General features: G+C 71.4%; 17 protein-coding genes. 8 read left to right on the top strand and 9 right to left on the bottom strand.

Translation table 11 applies throughout. The annotated features are described in order from the left end of the window. Nucleotides 1–30: 30 nt before the first annotated feature. Complete coding sequence (locus QC283_RS27415; RefSeq protein WP_279564380.1) at nucleotides 31–879, bottom strand: ABC transporter permease; 849 nt, start codon at nucleotides 877–879, stop codon at nucleotides 31–33. Beyond that, a complete protein-coding gene (locus QC283_RS27410; protein WP_279564379.1) occupies nucleotides 876–1,898 on the bottom strand; it encodes an ATP-binding cassette domain-containing protein in 1,023 nt (340 codons plus the stop codon). The genes QC283_RS27415 and QC283_RS27410 overlap by 4 nt, the downstream gene beginning before the upstream one ends. Before the next feature lie 280 nt (nucleotides 1,899–2,178). Between QC283_RS27410 and QC283_RS27405 the strand changes: the two genes are divergently transcribed. Next, a complete protein-coding gene (locus QC283_RS27405) occupies nucleotides 2,179–3,159 on the top strand; it encodes an NAD(P)H-quinone oxidoreductase (protein WP_279564378.1) in 981 nt (326 codons plus the stop codon). 10 nt (nucleotides 3,160–3,169) lie between these two features. On the opposite strand, the gene QC283_RS27400 is transcribed toward QC283_RS27405, so the two are convergent. Continuing rightward, nucleotides 3,170–3,781, bottom strand: coding sequence for a hypothetical protein (locus tag QC283_RS27400; RefSeq protein ID WP_279564377.1), 612 nt, complete (start codon nucleotides 3,779–3,781; stop codon nucleotides 3,170–3,172). Between the two features lie 331 nt (nucleotides 3,782–4,112). Between QC283_RS27400 and QC283_RS27395 the strand changes: the two genes are divergently transcribed. Further along, complete coding sequence (locus tag QC283_RS27395) at nucleotides 4,113–4,652, top strand: bacterial proteasome activator family protein (RefSeq protein WP_279564376.1); 540 nt, start codon at nucleotides 4,113–4,115, stop codon at nucleotides 4,650–4,652. Nucleotides 4,653–4,745: 93 nt separating this feature from the next. On the opposite strand, the gene QC283_RS27390 is transcribed toward QC283_RS27395, so the two are convergent. Then, nucleotides 4,746–6,413, bottom strand: a complete 1,668-nt coding sequence (locus QC283_RS27390) for a Stk1 family PASTA domain-containing Ser/Thr kinase (protein WP_279564375.1) — start codon at nucleotides 6,411–6,413, stop codon at nucleotides 4,746–4,748. Nucleotides 6,414–6,773: 360 nt separating this feature from the next. Between QC283_RS27390 and QC283_RS27385 the strand changes: the two genes are divergently transcribed. Continuing rightward, the gene (locus QC283_RS27385) at nucleotides 6,774–8,399 is read left to right on the top strand and encodes a protein kinase domain-containing protein (protein WP_279564374.1); all 1,626 of its coding nucleotides are present in this window, start codon (nucleotides 6,774–6,776) and stop codon (nucleotides 8,397–8,399) included. 96 nt (nucleotides 8,400–8,495) lie between these two features. On the opposite strand, the gene QC283_RS27380 is transcribed toward QC283_RS27385, so the two are convergent. Both QC283_RS27380 and QC283_RS27375 read right to left on the bottom strand, forming a co-directional pair. Then, nucleotides 8,496–8,903 (bottom strand): pyridoxamine 5'-phosphate oxidase family protein, encoded by a 408-nt coding sequence (locus QC283_RS27380; RefSeq protein WP_279564373.1) that lies wholly within the window; start codon nucleotides 8,901–8,903, stop codon nucleotides 8,496–8,498. 109 nt (nucleotides 8,904–9,012) lie between these two features. After that, nucleotides 9,013–9,669, bottom strand: coding sequence for a response regulator transcription factor (locus QC283_RS27375; RefSeq protein WP_279564372.1), 657 nt, complete (start codon nucleotides 9,667–9,669; stop codon nucleotides 9,013–9,015). A gap of 323 nt (nucleotides 9,670–9,992) precedes the next feature. On the opposite strand from QC283_RS27375, the gene pdhA reads away from it, so the two are divergent. Genes pdhA through QC283_RS27360 form a run of 3 tightly spaced genes read left to right on the top strand, consistent with a single transcriptional unit; the run spans nucleotide 9,993 to nucleotide 13,744 of the window. After that, nucleotides 9,993–11,300, top strand: coding sequence for a pyruvate dehydrogenase (acetyl-transferring) E1 component subunit alpha (gene pdhA / locus QC283_RS27370; RefSeq protein WP_279564371.1), 1,308 nt, complete (start codon nucleotides 9,993–9,995; stop codon nucleotides 11,298–11,300). 1 nt (nucleotide 11,301) lies between these two features. Continuing rightward, nucleotides 11,302–12,282 carry an alpha-ketoacid dehydrogenase subunit beta gene (locus tag QC283_RS27365; RefSeq protein WP_279564370.1) on the top strand — a complete coding sequence of 327 codons (981 nt, stop codon included), beginning with the start codon at nucleotides 11,302–11,304 and terminating at the stop codon, nucleotides 12,280–12,282. 10 nt (nucleotides 12,283–12,292) lie between these two features. Then, nucleotides 12,293–13,744: a dihydrolipoamide acetyltransferase family protein gene (locus tag QC283_RS27360; protein WP_279564369.1), complete on the top strand. Its 1,452-nt coding sequence runs from the start codon at nucleotides 12,293–12,295 to the stop codon at nucleotides 13,742–13,744. A gap of 127 nt (nucleotides 13,745–13,871) precedes the next feature. On the opposite strand, the gene QC283_RS27355 is transcribed toward QC283_RS27360, so the two are convergent. From QC283_RS27355 to QC283_RS27345, 3 genes are all read right to left on the bottom strand, one after another. Further along, the gene (locus QC283_RS27355) at nucleotides 13,872–14,858 is read right to left on the bottom strand and encodes a DUF1648 domain-containing protein (RefSeq protein WP_279564368.1); all 987 of its coding nucleotides are present in this window, start codon (nucleotides 14,856–14,858) and stop codon (nucleotides 13,872–13,874) included. Beyond that, complete coding sequence (locus QC283_RS27350) at nucleotides 14,855–15,202, bottom strand: GntR family transcriptional regulator (protein ID WP_279564367.1); 348 nt, start codon at nucleotides 15,200–15,202, stop codon at nucleotides 14,855–14,857. Before QC283_RS27350 ends, QC283_RS27355 begins: the two co-directional genes overlap by 4 nt. A gap of 94 nt (nucleotides 15,203–15,296) precedes the next feature. Beyond that, nucleotides 15,297–16,232, bottom strand: a complete 936-nt coding sequence (locus QC283_RS27345) for a D-alanyl-D-alanine carboxypeptidase family protein (RefSeq protein ID WP_279564366.1) — start codon at nucleotides 16,230–16,232, stop codon at nucleotides 15,297–15,299. Nucleotides 16,233–16,439: 207 nt separating this feature from the next. On the opposite strand from QC283_RS27345, the gene QC283_RS27340 reads away from it, so the two are divergent. Together QC283_RS27340 and QC283_RS27335 are read left to right on the top strand one after the other, a co-directional pair. Next, entirely contained in the window at nucleotides 16,440–17,090 is a 651-nt protein-coding gene (locus QC283_RS27340; RefSeq protein WP_279564365.1) for a GntR family transcriptional regulator, read from the top strand. Beyond that, complete coding sequence (locus tag QC283_RS27335) at nucleotides 17,087–18,415, top strand: MFS transporter (protein ID WP_279564364.1); 1,329 nt, start codon at nucleotides 17,087–17,089, stop codon at nucleotides 18,413–18,415. The genes QC283_RS27340 and QC283_RS27335 overlap by 4 nt, the downstream gene beginning before the upstream one ends. Nucleotides 18,416–18,497 lie beyond the last annotated feature (82 nt).

Here is an 18,497-nt window from a genome sequence, read left to right as displayed (position 1 = left end):
ACGTGCGAAGAATTCGTGCCTGGTCGCGTGCTACTTGCGGTTGTAGAGGCGCATCGTGACCGGGCCGAAGACCAGGAGGAACAGGCCCGCCCAGCCCAGCGTCCAGCCGATCTCGGCGCCGGGCCAGTCGCCCGCCATCAGCCCGCGCACCGCGGACGCCAGGTGGGTGATCGGGCTGTTGTTGACGAACACCTGCAGCCAGCCCGGCATCGTCTTCGGGTCGACGAAGACGTTGGACAGGAAGGTGAGCGGGAAGATCACCATCATGCTGATGCTCATGACCGACTTCTCGGTGCGCAGCATCAGCCCGAACATCGTCCAGATCCACGAGAAGGCGAACGAGAACACCAGCAGCAGTGCGATCCCGGCGATCACACCGCCGAAGCCGCCGTCCGGCCGGTATCCGAGCAGGAGCCCCACGGCGAGCATCACGACGGACGCGATGGTGTAGCGCAACGCGTCGCCGAGCAGATAGCCGACCATCGCGGAGGGCCGCCAGATCGGCAGCGTACGGAAGCGGTCGAAGACGCCCTTCTCGATGTCGACGTTCACCGACACCCCGGTGTACATCGTGATCATCACGACCGACATCACGAGGATGCCGGGCAGCACGAACTGGATGTAGTCGCTCGGTGAACCCGCCAGCGCACCGCCGAAGAGGTACGTGAACATCAGCAGGTTCATGATTGGGAAGGCGGTGACGTCGAAGAGCTGTTCCGGCACGTGCTTGATCTTGAGGATCGCGCGCCATCCGAACGTCAGGGACGCGGACAGGGCGCTGGGCCGCGGCGGGCGTTCCTTGGCGACCAGCAGGGCCGCCAGCGACTCGGTGCTGACCGGGGAGAGTTCCTTGCCCTCGGTACTCGTGGCCGTGCTCATGCCGCCACCTCGTCCTTCGCGTCGGGGCCGGTGTCGTCGCCGGTGCTCTGGCCGGTGTCGTGCCCGGTCAGCGCCAGGAAGACCTCGTCTAGGCTGGGCTGTCCCAGGGAGAAGTTGTCGACGACGACGCCGGCCCGGGCCAGCTCGCCGAGTGCCTTGGCGGCCTGGTCGGCGGCGGTGTCGTCGGCCGCGGCCCCCAGGCGGGCGGTCAGCGCCACCGGGTCGGGCTCCAGCTGGACCTCGGCGACCAGCAGGTCCCGCAGCACCCGCTCGGCCTCCGGCCGCTGGTCGGCGTCGCGCAGCCGCAGATGGACGGAGCCGGCGCCGACGGACGCCTTCAGCTCGCCCTTGGTGCCCTCGGCGATCACCCTGCCCTTGTCGATCACCGCGATCCGGGACGCCAGCTGGTCGGCCTCGTCCAGGTACTGCGTGGTCAGCAGCACGGTCGTGCCCTGGGCGACGACCGCGCGCACGATGTCCCACACCTGGTTGCGGCTGCGTGGGTCGAGGCCGGTCGTCGGCTCGTCGAGGAAGAGCAGATCGGGGGTGTTGAGGATGGAGGCGGCGATGTCGATGCGCCGGCGCATTCCGCCGGAGTAGTGCTTGACCTGCTTCGCCGCCGCGTCCGTCAGTCCGAACGCCGCCAGCAACTGGTCCCCCCGCTCCCGCGCGGCCGTCTTGCCGTGGCCCAGGAGGCGGCCCAGCAGTATCAGGTTCTCGGTGCCGGTGAGGTCCTCGTCCACGGACGCGTACTGCCCGGTGAGGCTCACCCGGCCGCGTACCTCGTCCGCCTCATGTACGACGTCGTGGCCGAAGACGTGGGCCTGGCCGCCGTCCGGCCGAAGCAGGGTGGCGAGCATCTTCACCGTGGTGGTCTTGCCGGCGCCGTTCGGGCCGAGGACGCCGTAGACCGTGCCGGCGGGCACCGCGAGGTCCACCCCGTCCACGGCCCGTGTCTCGCCGAACGTCTTCACCAGCCCCGCGGTCTCGATCGCGAGTCCGGACGTGTGCGTGCTCATCGGTGGTCCTTCCGCGTTCTTGGGCTACGCATGGGAAGACCTTTACCGTCGCGCAAACTCATCGGTCGCGCACAGGGTTTTCCGGCGGACGGTCCAAAAGACGGAGTACCCCAGGACCGGGGACGGAGACCTCAGGACCGGGGACGGAGTACCTCATGGCCCGGGACGGAGTACCCCCGGACCGGGGACGGAGGACGGTCCGCCCGGGAGGCGGAGGGAGTTACGACCGGCGACCCGGGTGGAGGGGCCCGACCAGGGGTGGAGGAGTAGCGTCGCCTTCATGCATGCGATCACGATTCCCGAACCCGGAGGCCCCGAGGCGCTGGTCTGGGCCGAGGTCCCCGACCCGGTGCCCGGCGAGGGCGAGGTCCTGGTCGAGGTGACGGCCAGCGCCGTCAACCGCGCCGACATCATGCAGCGCCAGGGCTTCTACGATCCCCCGCCCGGCGCCTCCCCCTACCCCGGCCTGGAGTGCTCGGGGCGCGTCGCCGAACTCGGTCCGGGCGTGTCCGGCTGGTCCGTCGGCGACGAGGTGTGCGCGCTGCTCGGAGGCGGCGGTTACGCCGAGAAGGTCACCGTTCCGGCCGGTCAGCTGCTGCCGCTTCCGGACGGCATCGACGTCAAGCGGGCGGCGGCACTGCCCGAGGTGGTCTGCACCGTCTGGTCGAACGTCTTCATGGTCGCCCACCTGCGCCCCGGCGAGACGCTGCTCGTGCACGGCGGTTCCAGCGGCATCGGCACCATGGCGATCCAGCTCGCCAAGGCCGTCGGAGCGAAGGTCGCCGTGACGGCGGGCACCAAGGAGAAGCTGGAGCGCTGCGCCGAACTGGGCGCCGACATCCTGATCAACTACCGCGAGCAGGACTTCGTCGCCGAGGTGAAGGAAGCGACGGGCGGCGCGGGCGCCGACGTCATCCTCGACAACATGGGCGCCAAGTACCTGGACCGCAACGTCCAGGCCCTCGCCGTCAACGGCCGGCTCGCGATCATCGGCATGCAGGGCGGCCGGAAGGGCGAGCTGGACATCGGCAGGCTTCTGGCCAAGCGCGCGGCCGTCAGCGCGACGTCGCTGCGTGCCCGCCCGTCGACGGAGAAGGCGGCCATCGTGGCGGCGGTGCGCGAGCACGTCTGGCCGCTGCTCGCCGCGGGCCACATCCGTCCGGTCGTCGACCGCGAACTCCCGATGAGCGATGCCGGCGCCGCCCACCGGGTCGTGGAGGAGAGCGGGCACATCGGCAAGGTGCTGCTGGTCACCTCGTAGCGGAGGTGTGTCAGCCCCTTCGCAGGCGGAGGCCTACGAAGGCCAGCGCCAGGCCGAGACCGATCAGGACCAGCCCGCTGCCCAGGGGCAGGACCCGCAGTACGGGCCCGGTGGCGTCCTCGGCGTGCGTGCCGGCGGCCTGCGGCTGGGCGCGGGACAGGGAGGGAGAGGGCACCAGGGCGGCCTTCTCGGACGACACGGCGGCGTCCGGATCGCGGAGGGTGTCCTCACCGCCGTCACGGCCCGTCCTGTGACCGGCGTTCTCTTCTGTGCCTCCCTCCGCGGGCTTCCGTTCCTCGGGCCGCCCGGGCCGCTGCCGCCCCTCGCCGGGCCGGCTCCCGGCCCGGGAGGGCTCCGGGTCGGCCTCCGGGGCGCCGGACGCCGAAGCCGAGGCAGTGGAGGAGACGGAAGAGGAAGAAGCGGAGGGGGAGGGTGGGGAGGGCGTCGCGGAGTCGCGCGGCGGGCTGCCCGCCGGGCCGGGTTCCTTGGTGGCCGTCGGGGCGGCCGGGCCGGCATCCGGGCTGTCGGGGATGCCGGGGCCGTCGTGACCGTCCTCGAGCCGGGGGCGCTCGTGACCGCCCCGCCCGTCGCGGCCGCCGAAGCCGCCCGGGTCGGCGAACACCCTGTGCACCGGAGCGGGCACCGGTGCGGAAGAGGATGGGCTCGTGGCGGCCCGCGACATCGCGGGCCCGGTGCTGTGCGCCACCGCCACCCCGCACGGCGACAGCAGCGCGCCCACCCCCAGAACCCCCACCAGTCCCGTCGCTCGCAGTGTGCGCAGCCATGGAGTCACGGCCGTGACCCCCTCCCGGTGGTAACCAGTCGCGGAAATCGACGGAACAAGCCTCACACCTGACCGTCATACCGGCATTCCGGACTCGGCCGAACGTGCTGGATCATGTTTCTCGGGGGCACCGCCCTGTCGGGGCGCAGGCGTACGAGAGAATGGCCGCATGGAGATGCCGAGGAACGACAGGTCGCCGGAGAACCCCCAGATCCTGGTCGTCGGCCAGGACGGAATGGCGCTCACCGGCGGCGGAGACGACGACTCCCGGGAGACCCCGGTGACCGAACAGGTGGAACAGCCCGCCAAGGTCATGCGGATCGGCAGCATGATCAAGCAGCTGCTGGAGGAGGTACGCGTCGCGCCCCTGGACGAGGCGAGCCGGGCCCGGCTCAAGGAGATCCACTCCAGCTCGGTGAAGGAGTTGGAGGACGGCCTGGCCCCGGAGCTGGTCGAGGAGCTGGAGCGGCTCTCCCTGCCCTTCACGGACGACGTCACCCCGACCGACGCCGAACTGCGGATCGCGCAGGCCCAGCTGGTCGGCTGGCTGGAGGGCCTGTTCCACGGCATCCAGACCACGCTGTTCGCCCAGCAGATGGCCGCGCGGGCCCAGCTGGAGCAGATGCGCCGCGCGCTCCCGCCGGGTGCCGGCCCGGACGACGAGGAGCCGCCCCACCTGGGCGGCCGCTCCGGCGGTCCCTACCTGTAGGCCCCCACCCAGGGGTGACCACCCACCGACAGCACGTTGGGCCCGGCAGCACCTGCTGCCGGGCCCGACGTCATGCGTCGTACGTGAGGGGGATCAGGCCGACGGTGGGTTGCCCGTCGAGACCTTGAGCTGGATCTTCGGCATGTTCTCCGGGTCGACGTCCGTGCCGGCCGTCGGGAACTGGTCCCGGATCGAGCCTTCGCCGTACGTGTTCTCGTCGACCTCCACGACCTCCATCGACCAGCCGGCGGCCTGGAAGCACTCCTTGACCGAGCCGATGTACTTGAACGTGAAGTCCGGCACCTGGATCTTGTCGGGGTCGTTGTACGACTCCGTCGGCTCCGTGCACTTGTCCTTCTCGATCGTCTTCGTCTTGTCCGGTCCGCGGTAGCCCGCGACCTTCGAGTCCGACGCCGAGGCACTGGCGGTGCTCTCCCCGCCCTTGGGATCGTCATCGCCGTTGTTCATCGCCAGCGCGCCGATCAGGCCGCCGACGACCAGGACGGAGACCACGATCGAGCCGATGACCACCATCTTGTTGCTCTTGCCGCCGCCCGGTGAGCCGGACCCCGTGGTGCCGGGCGACAGGTGGTACGGCGGCGGTGTGGACGCGCCCTGGTACTGCGGCTGCTGCGGGGCGTACGGCGACGGGGCCGGAGTCTGGTAGGCGCCCTGCTGCGGGTATCCGTACGCGGGCGAGTGCGCGGCGGGGGCCGGGGTGCCGTAGGGGTTCGGGCCCTGGTTCGGCGTCGGCTGGTACGGCGTCTGGACGGGGCCCGTCGGCGCCGGTGTGCTCTGGTCGACCGGCGGGAACACCGCTGAGCCGACGCCCGCGCCGCTCGACGTGTGCGCGCCGGGCACGATGCTCGGCGGGGCCGGCCGGAAGGAGGCCGCCACGCGCAGGCACTCGTCCCGCATCGCCTCGGAGCTGGGGAAACGCTCGTTCGGGTTCTTCTTCAGCGCGCGGGCCACGAGCGCATCCACGGCCGGCGGCAGGGCGCGGTTGACGGAGGAGGGAGCCACCGGCTCCTCCTGCACGTGCGCGTACGCGATGGCCAGCGGCGAGTCCGCCTCGAACGGCAGGCGTCCGGTGACCAGTTGGAACAGCATGATGCCGACCGAGTACAGGTCGGAGCGGGCGTCCACACCGCGGCCGAGGGCCTGTTCCGGCGAGAGGTACTGCGGGGTGCCGACGACCATGCCGGTCTGCGTCATCGAGGTCACGCCGGACTGCATGGCGCGGGCGATGCCGAAGTCCATCACCTTGACCACGCCACGCTTGGTCATCATCACGTTGCCCGGCTTGATGTCCCGGTGGACCAGGCCCATCTCGTGGCTGATCTCCAGGGCGGCCAGCACGTCCGCGGTGATCTTCAGCGCCTTGTCGGCGGGCATCGCGCCCTGCTGCCGGACGTCGTCGTCGAGCACGGAGCCGAGCGGCCGGCCCTCCACGTACTCCATGACGATGTACGGCGTCGTCACGCCGCCGACATCGTCCTCGCCGGTGTCGAAGACCGAGACGATGTTGGTGTGCGTGAGTTTGGCCACTGCCTGGGCCTCGCGGCGGAAGCGCTCACGGAAGGCCTGCTCCCGGCCCAGCTCGGTGTGCAGAGTCTTGACCGCGACCTGGCGGTCCAGCACCGAGTCGTACGCCAGGTGCACGGAGGCCATGCCGCCCTCGCCGAGCAAGTCGCGCAGCTGGTAGCGGCCGCCGGCGAGCGCCCGCCCCGCGTACCGGCCCTGTCCGGCGTCCTGGCTCATGTCTTTTTGTCCCCCGTAGGCGCCGCGACGCCGGTGGCGGCGGCACGCACGCTCGCGTCTGTGATCGTGATCGAAAGTGCTATTCCCGGCCAAGTCTGCCCCAGGGCACTGACACGTCAAGCGTGGTGCCCGTTCCGTGACCGTACGCGAAGGAAGCGTCGCGGAAGCGTTACAGCGGGCGTACCGCCGGTTCACGGAATTTGCACGACAGTACGGAACCAGGGTTTCATGACCGGTCCCGTCTCGATGCCGGTCCCGGCGCTCATCTCGGACCGGAGGCCGGCGCGGAGGCTGTAGCGTGGCCGACGGAGACCGTGACAACACCGCGCGCACCGCGGGCAGAAACGACGGCGAGGACTGATGGCACAGCAGCAGCGCGCCCAGGGCCCGTCCGACCCCGAGGCGACTGGCGGCGGTATGTCTGACGCGCCGGAGGTCTGGGGCAACGGAGGCTTGGTCGGCGACGGCCGGTACCGGCTGACCCGCAGGCTCGGGCGGGGCGGCATGGCCGAGGTGTTCGCCGCCGAGGACGTCCGCCTGGGACGCACCGTGGCGGTCAAGCTGCTGCGCGCCGACCTCGCCGAGGACCCGGTCTCCAAGGCGCGCTTCACGCGTGAGGCGCAGTCGGTGGCCGGCCTCAACCACCACGCCATCGTGGCCGTGTACGACTCGGGCGAGGACTTCGTCGGCGGCCAGTCCGTGCCGTACATCGTGATGGAGATCGTCGAGGGCCGCACCATCCGCGACCTCCTCCTCAACGCCGAGGCGCCCGGCCCCGAGCAGGCGCTGATCATCGTCTCCGGTGTCCTGGAGGCCCTCGCCTACTCCCACCAGCACGGCATCGTCCACCGCGACATCAAGCCCGCCAACGTCATCATCACGGACAACGGCGCGGTGAAGGTGATGGACTTCGGCATCGCCCGCGCCCTGCACGGCGCCCAGTCGACGATGACGCAGACCGGCATGGTCATGGGCACCCCGCAGTACCTCTCCCCGGAGCAGGCGCTCGGCAAGGCCGTCGACCACCGCTCCGACCTGTACGCGACGGGCTGCCTGCTCTACGAACTCCTCGCGCTGCGCCCGCCGTTCACCGGCGAGACCCCGCTGTCGGTGGTCTACCAGCACGTACAGGACATCCCGACGCCGCCGTCCGAGGTCTCCGACGCCACCCCGCCGGAGCTCGACGGCCTGGTGATGCGCTCGCTGGCCAAGGAGCCCGACGACCGTTTCCAGACCGCCGAGGAGATGCGCGGGCTGGTCCAGTACGGGCTGCAGATGCTGTACGAGCAGGGCGGCCACACCGGCACCTGGAACACCGGCCCGGTCGCCGCGCACGACGGCCGGCACACTCCCGCGGCCGGCCTCGGGGGCACCACGGTGCTGCCGCACCCGGACCACGGCTCGGGCACCGCGCAGATTCCCCAGCCGATCCTGCCGAACGGGTACGGCGGGGGCTACGGCGACGACGGCGGTTTCGAGGGCAACGGCAACAAGGGCAGCGGGCGCGGCAAGCTGTGGATCCTGGCCGTTCTCGCGGTGATCGCCATCGCCGCGGGCGTCGCGCTGGCCATGAACGGCGGCGACGGTGAGAAGGGCGGTGGCGGCCCGACGACCAGCCCGTCGCCGACCACCTCGCAGAGCACGGACGACGCGTCGCCCAGCCCCTCGCCCAGCGACGAGACGACGCAGGAGACCACCGACCCGGGCACGGAGCAGGGCAACGGTGGCGGAGGCACGGGCGGCGGGGACTGGGAGCGGCCCTACACGCCGTCGTACACGCCGTCGGAGACCGCGACGGACGAGCAGCCGTCCAACGAGCCGACCGACGGCGAGACGGAACCGTCCACGCCGCCGGATGGGGGAGAGCCGACGGACGGTGGTGAGCCGACGGGCGGTGGTGAGACTCCGCCGGGCGGTGGTGAGCCGACGGGCGGTGGTGAGACCCCGCCGGGCGGTGGTGAGCCGACGGGCGGCGTCGTGGGCTGACCCGAATCGTGCTTCGCACGCGCGCGTGTGACCCGGAAACGGGTCCACGCGCGCGTCACGTTTCCGGCCGCTGCTTCCGGACGTCGTTTCCGGACGTCACAGCGGGCCGGCGGGGCCGTCCGTGAAGTGCACGGTGCCGAACCGCGGCTCGATCCGCAGGTAGACCGGCTCGAACGGCTCGCCGTCCACCTGGCGCGGCACGGGGCCGAACCGCTCGATCTCGTCGGCGCTCGGTACGTGGGCCTCGCACCGGCCGACGACCTGCACGGTCCACAGGCGCTCCCCGGGCCGGGCGGAGCCCAGGTTGTCCGCGCCGTACGCGAGGACGCTCCCGGCGCACACCTGGTGGTACCCGCAGCTCCTGGGCATGCGCAGCAGCACCCGGCCGTCGGCCACGATGTGCCGCGCGAAGGCGAGGAAGGGCAGGGCGCGCATGCTGGTGGCCGCCCGGCCGTAGGCGGTGCGGCCGAGCAGGCCGACGGCGAGCTGTTCGTCGGAGGGCATGGCCTCACTGTGCGGGAGCGGAAGGCGACGGAGACAGAGTCGCCCGCCCCGGCATGAGGGGACGTAAGTCCCGAATAAGTGAGCCCGCTCCCGGCCCGCTCCTCGTTCCTCAGCGGTTCCCGGCCTGCAGCCGTGCCACGAAGGCGGCCGCCTGCGAGCGCCGCTGCATACCGAGTTTGGCCAGCAGACTCGACACGTAATTCTTGATCGTTTTCTCGGCCAGGTGCAGCCGCTCGCCGATCGCGCGGTTGGTCAGTCCCTCGCCGATCAGGTCGAGGATGCGCCGCTCCTGCTCGGTCAGCCGGGCGAGCCGGTCGTCGGACCGCGTGCCGCCGTCCCGCAGCCGTTCCAGAACGCGCGTGGTGGCCGCCGGATCGAGCAGGGACTTCCCCTCGGCCACCTCCCGTACGGCACTCAGCAGCTCGGCGCCCCGGATGTCCTTGAGGACGTAGCCCGAGGCGCCCGCCATGATCGCGTCGAAGAGGGCCTCGTCGTCGGCGAAGGAGGTCAGCATGAGGCAGCGGACGGACTCGTCCCGGGAGCGGATCTCGCGGCACACCTCGACGCCGCTGCCGTCCGGCAGCCGGACGTCGAGCACCGCCACGTCCGGACGGGTGGCCGGGATCCGGGCCAGCGCGTCGGCCGCCGTGCCGGCCTCGCCCACCACCTCGATGTCGGCCTCGCCCGCGAGCAGATCGTGCACCCCCCGGCGGACGACCTCGTGGTCGTCGAGGAGGAATACCCGGATTTTTCCGTCTTCGCGCACGCGCTCAGTGTCACACACCAGCTCTTCCCGTGCCCGGGGTGGCCGGGATAACGTGCCGTTGTTCCGGCCCCCTGCGAGGCTGTGACCAGTAAAACTTCCACACTTTGCCGATTTACTTGGAAATCCGAGTAAAAACGCAGGTCAGGAGGGGTTTCACAGAAATGTGGGGCACTGGGTAACGTGCTGTTCGCAGGGCGCTCGCCGGGGCACCTGTCACGCCTGTTCCCGACCGGGCCGCACCCACCCTTGTGCGACCGCCGGGCCGCAGGTGAGCCGCACTGGCTTCCGGCGAACCCGGGGGCCGGACCGACGGAGGAGCACACGTGACCGAGAGCACTGCCGCGCGCAAGCCGCGACGCAGCGCCGGAAGCAAGGCGACCGGTACCACCGGCACCAAAACCGGCACCACAGCCGCCAAGACCGCCGCCAAGACCGCCGCCAAGTCCGGCGCCACCGGCGCCAGGACCGCGGCCAAGTCCGGCAGCACCGGCGCCAAGCACACCACCCGCACCGCCGCTGCCGGGAAGGGCTCCGAGACGGAGCTCGTGCAGCTGCTGACGCCCGAGGGCGAACGCGTCGGGACCGCCAAGAACTCGGCCTACGCGGAGTACGCCGCGTACGTCGCCGACATCACCCCCGACGAGCTGCGCGGCCTGTACCGCGACATGGTGCTCACCCGGCGCTTCGACGCCGAGGCCACCGCCCTGCAGCGCCAGGGCGAGCTGGGCCTGTGGGCCTCGCTGCTGGGGCAGGAGGCCGCCCAGATCGGCTCCGGCCGGGCCACCCGCGAGGACGACTACGTCTTCCCGACCTACCGCGAGCACGGCGTCGCCTGGTGCCGCGGGGTGGACCCGACCAACCTCCTCGGCATGTTCCGCGGCGTGAACAACGGTGGCTGGGACCCCAACAGCAACAACTTCCACCTGTACACGATCGTCATCGGCTCGCAGGCGCTGCACGCCACGGGCTACGCGATGGGCGTGACCAAGGACGGCGCGGACTCCGCCGTGATCGCCTACTTCGGCGACGGCGCCTCCAGCCAGGGCGACGTCAGCGAGGCGTTCAACTTCGCCGCCGTCTACAACGCCCCTGTGGTGTTCTTCTGCCAGAACAACCAGTGGGCGATCTCCGAGTCCAACGAGAAGCAGACCCGGGTGCCGCTCTACCAGCGCGCCCAGGGCTTCGGCTTCCCCGGCGTCCGCGTCGACGGCAACGACGCGCTGGCCTGCCTCGCGGTCACCCGGTGGGCGCTGGAGCGGGCGCGGCGCGGCGAGGGCCCGGCGCTGATCGAGGCGTACACGTACCGCATGGGCGCCCACACCACCTCGGACGATCCCTCCCGTTACCGGCACGACGACGAGCGCGCCGCCTGGGAGGCGAAGGACCCGATCCTGCGCCTTCGCCGCTTCCTGGAGTCCTCAAACCACGCGGACGAGGGATTCTTCGGGGAACTGGAGGCGGAGAGCGAGGCGTTGGGCAAGCGAGTACGCGAAGTGGTCCGTGCCATGCCGGACCCGGACCGTTTCGCCATCTTCGAGAACGTGTACGCGGACGGGCACGCGCTCGTCGACGAGGAGCGAGCCCAGTTCGCCGCCTACCAGGCGTCGTTCGCAGAGGCGGAGGGGGTCTGACATGGCTGCGGAGAAGATGGCGCTGGCCAAGGCGATCAACGAGTCGCTGCGCCGCGCGCTGGAGTCGGACCCCAAGGTCCTGATCATGGGTGAGGACGTAGGCAAGCTGGGCGGTGTCTTCCGGGTCACCGACGGTCTGCACAAGGACTTCGGCGAGGACCGGGTCATCGACACCCCGCTGGCCGAGTCCGGCATCGTCGGCACCGCCATCGGTCTCGCCCTGCGCGGCTACCGGCCGGTGGTGGAGATCCAGTTCGACGGTTTCGTCTTCCCGGCCTACGACCAGATCGTCACCCAGCTGGCGAAGATGCACGCCCGCTCGCTGGGCAAGGTCAAGATGCCGGTCGTCATCCGTATCCCCTACGGCGGCGGCATCGGAGCGGTCGAGCACCACTCCGAGTCCCCCGAGGCGCTGTTCGCGCACGTGGCGGGCCTGAAGGTGGTCTCCCCGTCGAATTCGGCGGACGCGTACTGGATGATGCAGCAGGCCATCCAGAGCGACGACCCGGTGATCTACTTCGAGCCCAAGCGGCGCTACTGGGACAAGGCCGAGGTCAACACGGAGGCGATCCCCGGCCCGCTGCACACCGCGCGCGTGGTGCGTGAGGGCGGCGACCTCACGCTGGCCGCGTACGGCCCGATGGTGAAGCTCTGCCAGGAGGTCGCCGACGCGGCGGCCGAGGAGGGCCGCTCGCTGGAGGTGGTGGACCTGAGGTCCATCTCCCCGGTCGACTTCGACACGATCCAGGCGTCGGTGGAGAAGACCCGCCGCCTGGTCGTGGTCCACGAGGCGCCGGTGTTCCTGGGCTCGGGCGCGGAGATCGCGGCCCGGATCACGGAGCGCTGCTTCTACCACCTGGAGGCCCCGGTGCTGAGGGTCGGCGGCTACCACGCGCCGTACCCGCCGGCGCGTCTGGAGGAGGAGTACCTGCCCGACCTGGACCGGGTGCTGGATGCCGTCGACCGCTCGCTGGCGTACTGAGGAGAGGGTCGTGACGACGATGACCGAAGGGTCCGTACGCGAGTTCAAGATGCCCGACGTGGGCGAGGGACTCACCGAGGCCGAGATCCTCAAGTGGTACGTCCAGCCCGGTGACACGGTCACCGACGGCCAGGTGGTGTGCGAGGTCGAGACGGCGAAGGCCGCCGTCGAACTGCCCATCCCCTACGACGGTGTGGTCCGCGAGCTGCGCTTCCCCGAGGGCGCCACGGTCGACGTGGGTACGTCGATCATCGCGGTGGCCGTCGGCGACGGGGCGGCCGCCGCCGCGGAACCGGCGCAGGCACCCGTCGGGGACGACACGGCGGGCGCGCAGGCCGTGGCCGAGGCGCCGAAGAAGGCGCCGGAGGAGAAGAAGCCGGAGGCCCGGCAGCCGGTCCTGGTCGGGTACGGGGTGTCCACCTCCGCGACCCGCCGGCGCCCGCGCAAGGGCGCGGAGACCCAGGTTCCGGCCCAGGAGGCGTCGGCGGCCCCGGCCGCGATCCAGTCCGAGATGAACGGTCACGGTCCGGCACCGGTGACGAAGGGGTCGCGCCCGCTCGCCAAGCCGCCGGTGCGCAAGCTGGCCAAGGACCTCGGCGTCGACCTGGCCACGGTCACCCCGACCGGCCCGGACGGCATCATCACGCGCGAGGACGTGCACGCGGCGGTGGCCCCGGCGCGGCAGACCCCGGAGTCCGAGCCGGCACCCGCCGCCGCGGCCTCCGCGGCCCCGGCCCCCGCCCCGGTGGCGTACGACACGGCGCGTGAGACCCGTATCCCGGTCAAGGGCGTCCGCAAGGCGACGGCGGCGGCGATGGTCGGCTCGGCGTTCACGGCGCCGCACGTCACCGAGTTCGTCACGGTCGACGTGACGCGCACGATGAAGCTGGTCGAGGAGCTGAAGCAGGACAAGGAGTTCACGGGTCTGCGGGTGAACCCGCTCCTGCTGATCGCCAAGGCCCTGCTGGTCGCGATCAAGCGCAACCCGGACGTCAACGCGTCCTGGGACGAGGCGGCGCAGGAGATCGTGGTCAAGCACTACGTCAACCTGGGCATCGCCGCGGCGACCCCGCGAGGCCTGATCGTCCCGAACATCAAGGACGCCCACGCCAAGACGCTGCCGCAGCTGGCGGGGTCCCTGGGCGAGCTGGTGTCGACGGCCCGGGAGGGCAAGACCTCCCCGGGCGCGATGCAGGCCGGCACGGTGACCATCACCAACGTCGGCGTCTTCGGCGTCGACACCGGCACGCCGATCCTCAACCCCGGCGAGTCCGCGATCCTCGCGGTCGGTGCGATCAAGCTCCAGCCGTGGGTGCACAAGGGCAAGGTGAAGCCGCGTCAGGTGACCACCCTCGCGCTGAGCTTCGACCACCGCCTGGTCGACGGCGAGCTGGGCTCCAAGGTCCTCGCCGACGTGGCGGCGGTCCTGGAGCAGCCGAAGCGACTGCTCACCTGGGCGTAAGGCACCGGGAGTACGAGAGACGGAGCCGCGCGTCCCGCCCGGGGACGCGCGGCTCCGTCGTTCCCCGGGGCGGGGCGCACGGTCTTCCCGGAGAACAGCTCCTACGGGGGCTGTTCCCCGCCCGGCATCAGGAAACCCGGTCCGTGCGCAGCGCGTTGAGCAGGGCCGCGCCGCGTTCCGCGTCGTCGACGCTCACCGCGAAGTCCGTACGGCTGCCTCGACCGCGTATGACCAGGCACTCCCCGGCGCGCAGCATCACCGTCGTGCCGAGTCCGCTGACGCGGTAGCCCCAGCCGCCGACCTGGGTGGGCAGGCGGTCCTCGGCGCGCGCGGTCTCGATGTCGCCGGGTGCCCAGCGCCGAGCGGGCCAGCCGAAGGGGCCGAAGGACACCTCCAGGCCCCGCTCCGAGACGCGCGCCTGCACCGAGGAGCACAGGGCGCAGGCGAGGGAGACGGCGGCGCAGGCGGCGAACAGCGACCACAGCGTGCCCGGGGACGCCAGGCCGACGACCAGGGCGACGAGCGCGGCCACGGCCACCAGGCCGGTCACGGCCGCCAGGAGCTGGAGCCAGATATTGGCGGTCCGGGAGAACCACGCCAGTCGCCGGCCCTTCGGGAGGTTCAGCGCGGGGGTGTCGCCGCCGGGCGTCGTGTCGTCGGCCGAGGCGCTCGGCCGCCGGGTGACGACCAGCCACCCGGCCACTCCCGCGACCGCGGCCAGCACGAGGATCGCGACGACCCACGCGGTCGGCTGACTGGCCTGGTGCCAGTCCGCGCGGTCCAGGTTGGCCCGGACGACGGCGGCCTGCGCGCCGGCCAGCACGATGCCGGTGGGGAGCAGCGTGACGGTGATCCACGGACGTACCGCCGGGCCGGCCCGCATCAGCGGGACGGTGACCGCCACCGCCGTCACCAGCCAGATCAGTGCCGGGAAGACGGAGGCCGCCCACAGGGGCATCGAGCCGTCCGGGGTGCTTCCGTCCAGGTTCCAGTGGGTCGCCAGCCGGTCGGGCAGCCGCTCCCGCGCCACGAACGGCAGCCCGGCGAGTACGGCCGTGACACCGACCGTCCACACCGCGGCCGTCGTCCGAACCGCCACAGTCCTGTCTTTCACGGCATCCCCCTGATCATGTCGATGACATCGGTCCTGCTGTAGCCCAGCCGTGCGGCCTCGGCGACCAGCTCCCGTACGCGGATCTGCAATCCGGAGTGCGGTCGGGCGCCCTCGGCCACGGTGACTCCCCGGCCCCGGCGGAACTCCAGCAGGCCCTCGTCCCGCAGGCCGCGCAGGCCGCGCAGCACGGTGTTGACGTTGACGTCCAGGGCCTCGGAGAGGTCGCGCGCCGAGGGGAGGCGGTCCCCGGGGGCGCACTCCCCCTCGGCGATGGCACGTCGGATGGCGCCGGCGACCTGCTCGTGCAGGGGGCGGGTGTCGTTCTTGTCCAGACTCAGCAGCATGGTGCTAATGAAGCTATCACCATTAGGCTCATCGGAACAACGAACGGGCCCGTCGCGGCGGCGACGGGCCCGTGGGGAGGCGGGAGGGGCGGGCTCAGCTCAGCCCGGCGAAGCCGTGGTTCATGAGCTTCGTCGCGTCCTTGGCGCGCTGGGCCGAGGACGAGGAGGTCAGCACGGTGCCGATGACGGTCCGGCCCTTTCGGGTCGCGGCGAAGACCAGGCAGTACTTGGCCTCCGGGCCCGACCCGGTCTTCACGCCGATCGCGCCGCTGTAACTGCCGAGCAGCGTGTTGGTGTTGGTCCAGGGCGCCATGGTGCGGGTGCCGCCCTTCTTGGTGGTCGTCCTCGCCGTGTACTTCCTCGTCTTCACGATCGTGCGGAAGGTGGAGCTCTTCATCGCGCTGCTCGCGAGTTTCGTGAGGTCACGCGGCGTGGAGTGGTTCTTTCCGTTGCCGATGCCGTCGAAGGAGTCGAAGCGCGTGTTCTTCATGCCGAGGCTCTTGGCGGTGGAGTTCATCTTGCCGATGAAGGACTTGACCCGGGCCGCGCGCGTCCTGCCGGTGCCGAACCTGTCGGCCAGCGCGTACGCGGCGTCGCAGCCCGACGGGAGCATCAGCCCGTACAGCAGTTGGCGGACCGTCACCTTGTCGCCGACGATCAGGCGCGCGGAGGAGGCGTTCTTCGACACGATGTAGTCGCTGTACGCCATCTGGATCGTGACCTTGGCGTCCAGGTTCAGTTTTGGCTGGGAGAGCACGACCTTGGCGGTCATGATCTTGGTGGTGGAGCCGGTGGCGCGCTTGGTGTCCGCGGCTTTGGTGTAGAGCGACCTGCCGTTCGCGTTGTCCATCACGAAGCCGCCCTTGGCGACGATCGAGGGTGCGGCGGCCCGCGCGGGAGCGGCGGCCCGTACGGGTGCGGCGGCCTGCGCGGGTGCGGTGGCGAGGGCCCCGGTCGCGAGTACGGCGCCGCCGGTCAGCGCGGCGACGACGGCTCGGCGGAGCCGGGCGCCCTGAATGACGTCTATCAAGTCGAGTACCCCGGTTTCGGTGAATTCCCCTGCGGCGCGGCCGACTTGTGGTCGATGCGGGGCCGGCCGTGCCCGTGCGCCTTGTGAATAGCACGGGCGGTGGCACGGTGGCCGGGGGCGGAACACCGCGTCCCCCTGATGAGTGGCGGCACGTCCGCATGCTGGACCGGGATCTTCTTGCGTCCCTGTTGTATCTATCCTGTCGGCATGACCACGGCAGTGAGGCAACCCCCAGCGGCGGACCGCGTCTACACCCACGTCAAGCAGGGCGTCCTCGAGCGCCACTACGAGGGCGGGACGCTGCTCACCGAGGGCGAGCTCGCCGAGGCCGTGGGTGTCTCCCGCACACCGGTGCGCGAGGCGCTGCTCCGGCTGGAGGCCGAGGGGCTGATCCGGCTCTACCCGAAGAAGGGCGCGCTGGTCCTGCCCGTCTCCGCGCAGGAGATCGCGGACGTGGTGGAGACCCGGCTGCTGGTCGAGGAGCACGCGGCGCGCAAGGCCGTACCCGCCCCGCCCGCTCTCGTGGAGCGGCTGGCGGAGCTGCTGGACCGGCAGAAGGAGCAGGCCGCCGCCGGCGACTTCGCCGCTGCCTCCGTCACCGACCGCTGCTTCCACGCCGAGATCGTCCGCAGTGGCGGCAACGAGATCCTCTCCCGCCTCTACGACCAGCTCCGCGACCGCCAGCTGCGCATGGGCGTCGCCGTCATGCACTCCCACCCCGACCGGATCGCCAAGACCCTCGCCGAGCACGAGGAGATCCTCGAAGCGCTGCGCGCCGGGGACGCGGAGGCGGCCGTCGGTGTGGTCCACCGGCACGTGGGCTGGTTCTCGCACCTGGCCCGGGGGGAGGTCCGATGAGTTCGGACACGTCGGCCGGGAAGACGCTGCCCGGAGATCCTCCCTCCAAGGGGGTACCCCCGGGCGGCCGCCGGGCGATCGCCGTCTGGAGCGTCGGCGTCTCCGTCTACTTCGTCGCCGTCATCTTCCGTACGTCCCTGGGTGTGGCCGGCCTCGACGCCGCCGACCGCTTCCACGTGAACGCCTCCGCCCTGTCCACCTTCTCCATCCTGCAACTGCTGGTCTACGCCGGTATGCAGATACCCGTCGGCCTGCTGGTCGACCGGCTCGGCACGAAGAAGGTGCTGGGCATCGGCGTCGTGCTGTTCACGGTCGGGCAGCTGGGCTTCGCCTTCTCCCCGTCGTACGGCATGGCGCTCGCCTCGCGGGCGCTGCTCGGCTGCGGGGACGCGATGACGTTCATCAGCGTGCTGCGGCTGGGCACCCGCTGGTTCCCGGCCCGGCGCGGGCCGATGGTCGCCCAGCTCGCCGGGCTGGTCGGCATGGCGGGCAACCTGGTCTCCACCCTGGTCCTGGCCCGGCTGCTGCACGGCATCGGCTGGACGGCGGCGTTCGCGGGCAGCGCGCTGGCGGGCGTGGTCGTCTTCGTCCTCCTGCTGCTGTTCCTGAAGGACCACCCCGAGGGACACGAGCCGGAGCCGCTGCCGCACCAGGGGGCCGCGTACGTACGGCGGCAGATCGCAACGTCCTGGCGGGAGCCGGGGACGCGGCTCGGGCTGTGGGTGCACTTCACCACCCAGTTCCCGGCGATGGTGTTCCTGCTGCTGTGGGGGATGCCGTTCCTGGTCGACGCGCAGGGTCTGTCCCGGGCCACGGCCGGCGGGCTGCTCACCCTCGTCGTGCTGTCCAACATGACGGTCGGCCTGGTCTACGGCCAGATCATCGCCCGGCACCACGCGGCCAGGCTGCCGCTGGCGCTGGGCACGGTGGGCGCGACGGCGCTCCTGTGGGCGGCGACGCTCGCCTACCCGGCCGACCACGCGCCGATGTGGCTGCTCGTCGTGCTGTGCACGGTGCTCGGCGCGTGCGGTCCGGCGTCGATGATCGGTTTCGACTTCGCGCGGCCGGCGAATCCGCCGGAGCGGCAGGGGACGGCGTCCGGGATCACGAACATGGGGGGCTTCGTGGCGTCGATGACCACGCTGTTCGCGGTCGGGGTGCTGCTGGACGCGACCGGGGACGACTACACGGTGGCCTTCTCGTCGGTGTTCGTGCTCCAGGCGGTCGGGGTGTCGCAGATCCTGCGGCTGAGGAAGCGGGCGGCCCGCAGGGAGCGGGAGCGGCTTGTGGCGAGCCGGGTGGAGACGGTGCACGTGCCTGTGTAGGCACCCGGCGTGGGTGCCGGCCGGGCTGGGGGCCTGCCGCCCCCAGACCCCCGCTTCGGCCTGGACGGCCTCGTCCTCAAAC

This window comes from Streptomyces sp. DH41 (genome assembly GCF_029813785.1).
GTDB lineage: Bacteria > Actinomycetota > Actinomycetes > Streptomycetales > Streptomycetaceae > Streptomyces.
Note: the sequence above shows the minus strand (reverse complement) of the source record. Positions and strands in the feature narration are given on the sequence as shown.

Excerpts from the sequence above, each read along its gene's own strand:
- QC283_RS27415 (WP_279564380.1), bottom strand. The coding sequence starts at position 879 with ATGAGCACGGCCACGAGTACCGAGGGCAAGGAACTCTCCCCGGTCAGC.
- QC283_RS27410 (WP_279564379.1), bottom strand. The coding sequence starts at position 1,898 with ATGAGCACGCACACGTCCGGACTCGCGATCGAGACCGCGGGGCTGGTG.
- QC283_RS27405 (WP_279564378.1), top strand. The coding sequence starts at position 2,179 with ATGCATGCGATCACGATTCCCGAACCCGGAGGCCCCGAGGCGCTGGTC.
- QC283_RS27395 (WP_279564376.1), top strand. The coding sequence starts at position 4,113 with ATGGAGATGCCGAGGAACGACAGGTCGCCGGAGAACCCCCAGATCCTG.
- QC283_RS27390 (WP_279564375.1), bottom strand. The coding sequence starts at position 6,413 with ATGAGCCAGGACGCCGGACAGGGCCGGTACGCGGGGCGGGCGCTCGCC.
- QC283_RS27385 (WP_279564374.1), top strand. The coding sequence starts at position 6,774 with ATGGCACAGCAGCAGCGCGCCCAGGGCCCGTCCGACCCCGAGGCGACT.
- QC283_RS27380 (WP_279564373.1), bottom strand. The coding sequence starts at position 8,903 with ATGCCCTCCGACGAACAGCTCGCCGTCGGCCTGCTCGGCCGCACCGCC.
- QC283_RS27365 (WP_279564370.1), top strand. The coding sequence starts at position 11,302 with ATGGCTGCGGAGAAGATGGCGCTGGCCAAGGCGATCAACGAGTCGCTG.
- QC283_RS27350 (WP_279564367.1), bottom strand. The coding sequence starts at position 15,202 with ATGCTGCTGAGTCTGGACAAGAACGACACCCGCCCCCTGCACGAGCAG.
- QC283_RS27340 (WP_279564365.1), top strand. The coding sequence starts at position 16,440 with ATGACCACGGCAGTGAGGCAACCCCCAGCGGCGGACCGCGTCTACACC.
- QC283_RS27335 (WP_279564364.1), top strand. The coding sequence starts at position 17,087 with ATGAGTTCGGACACGTCGGCCGGGAAGACGCTGCCCGGAGATCCTCCC.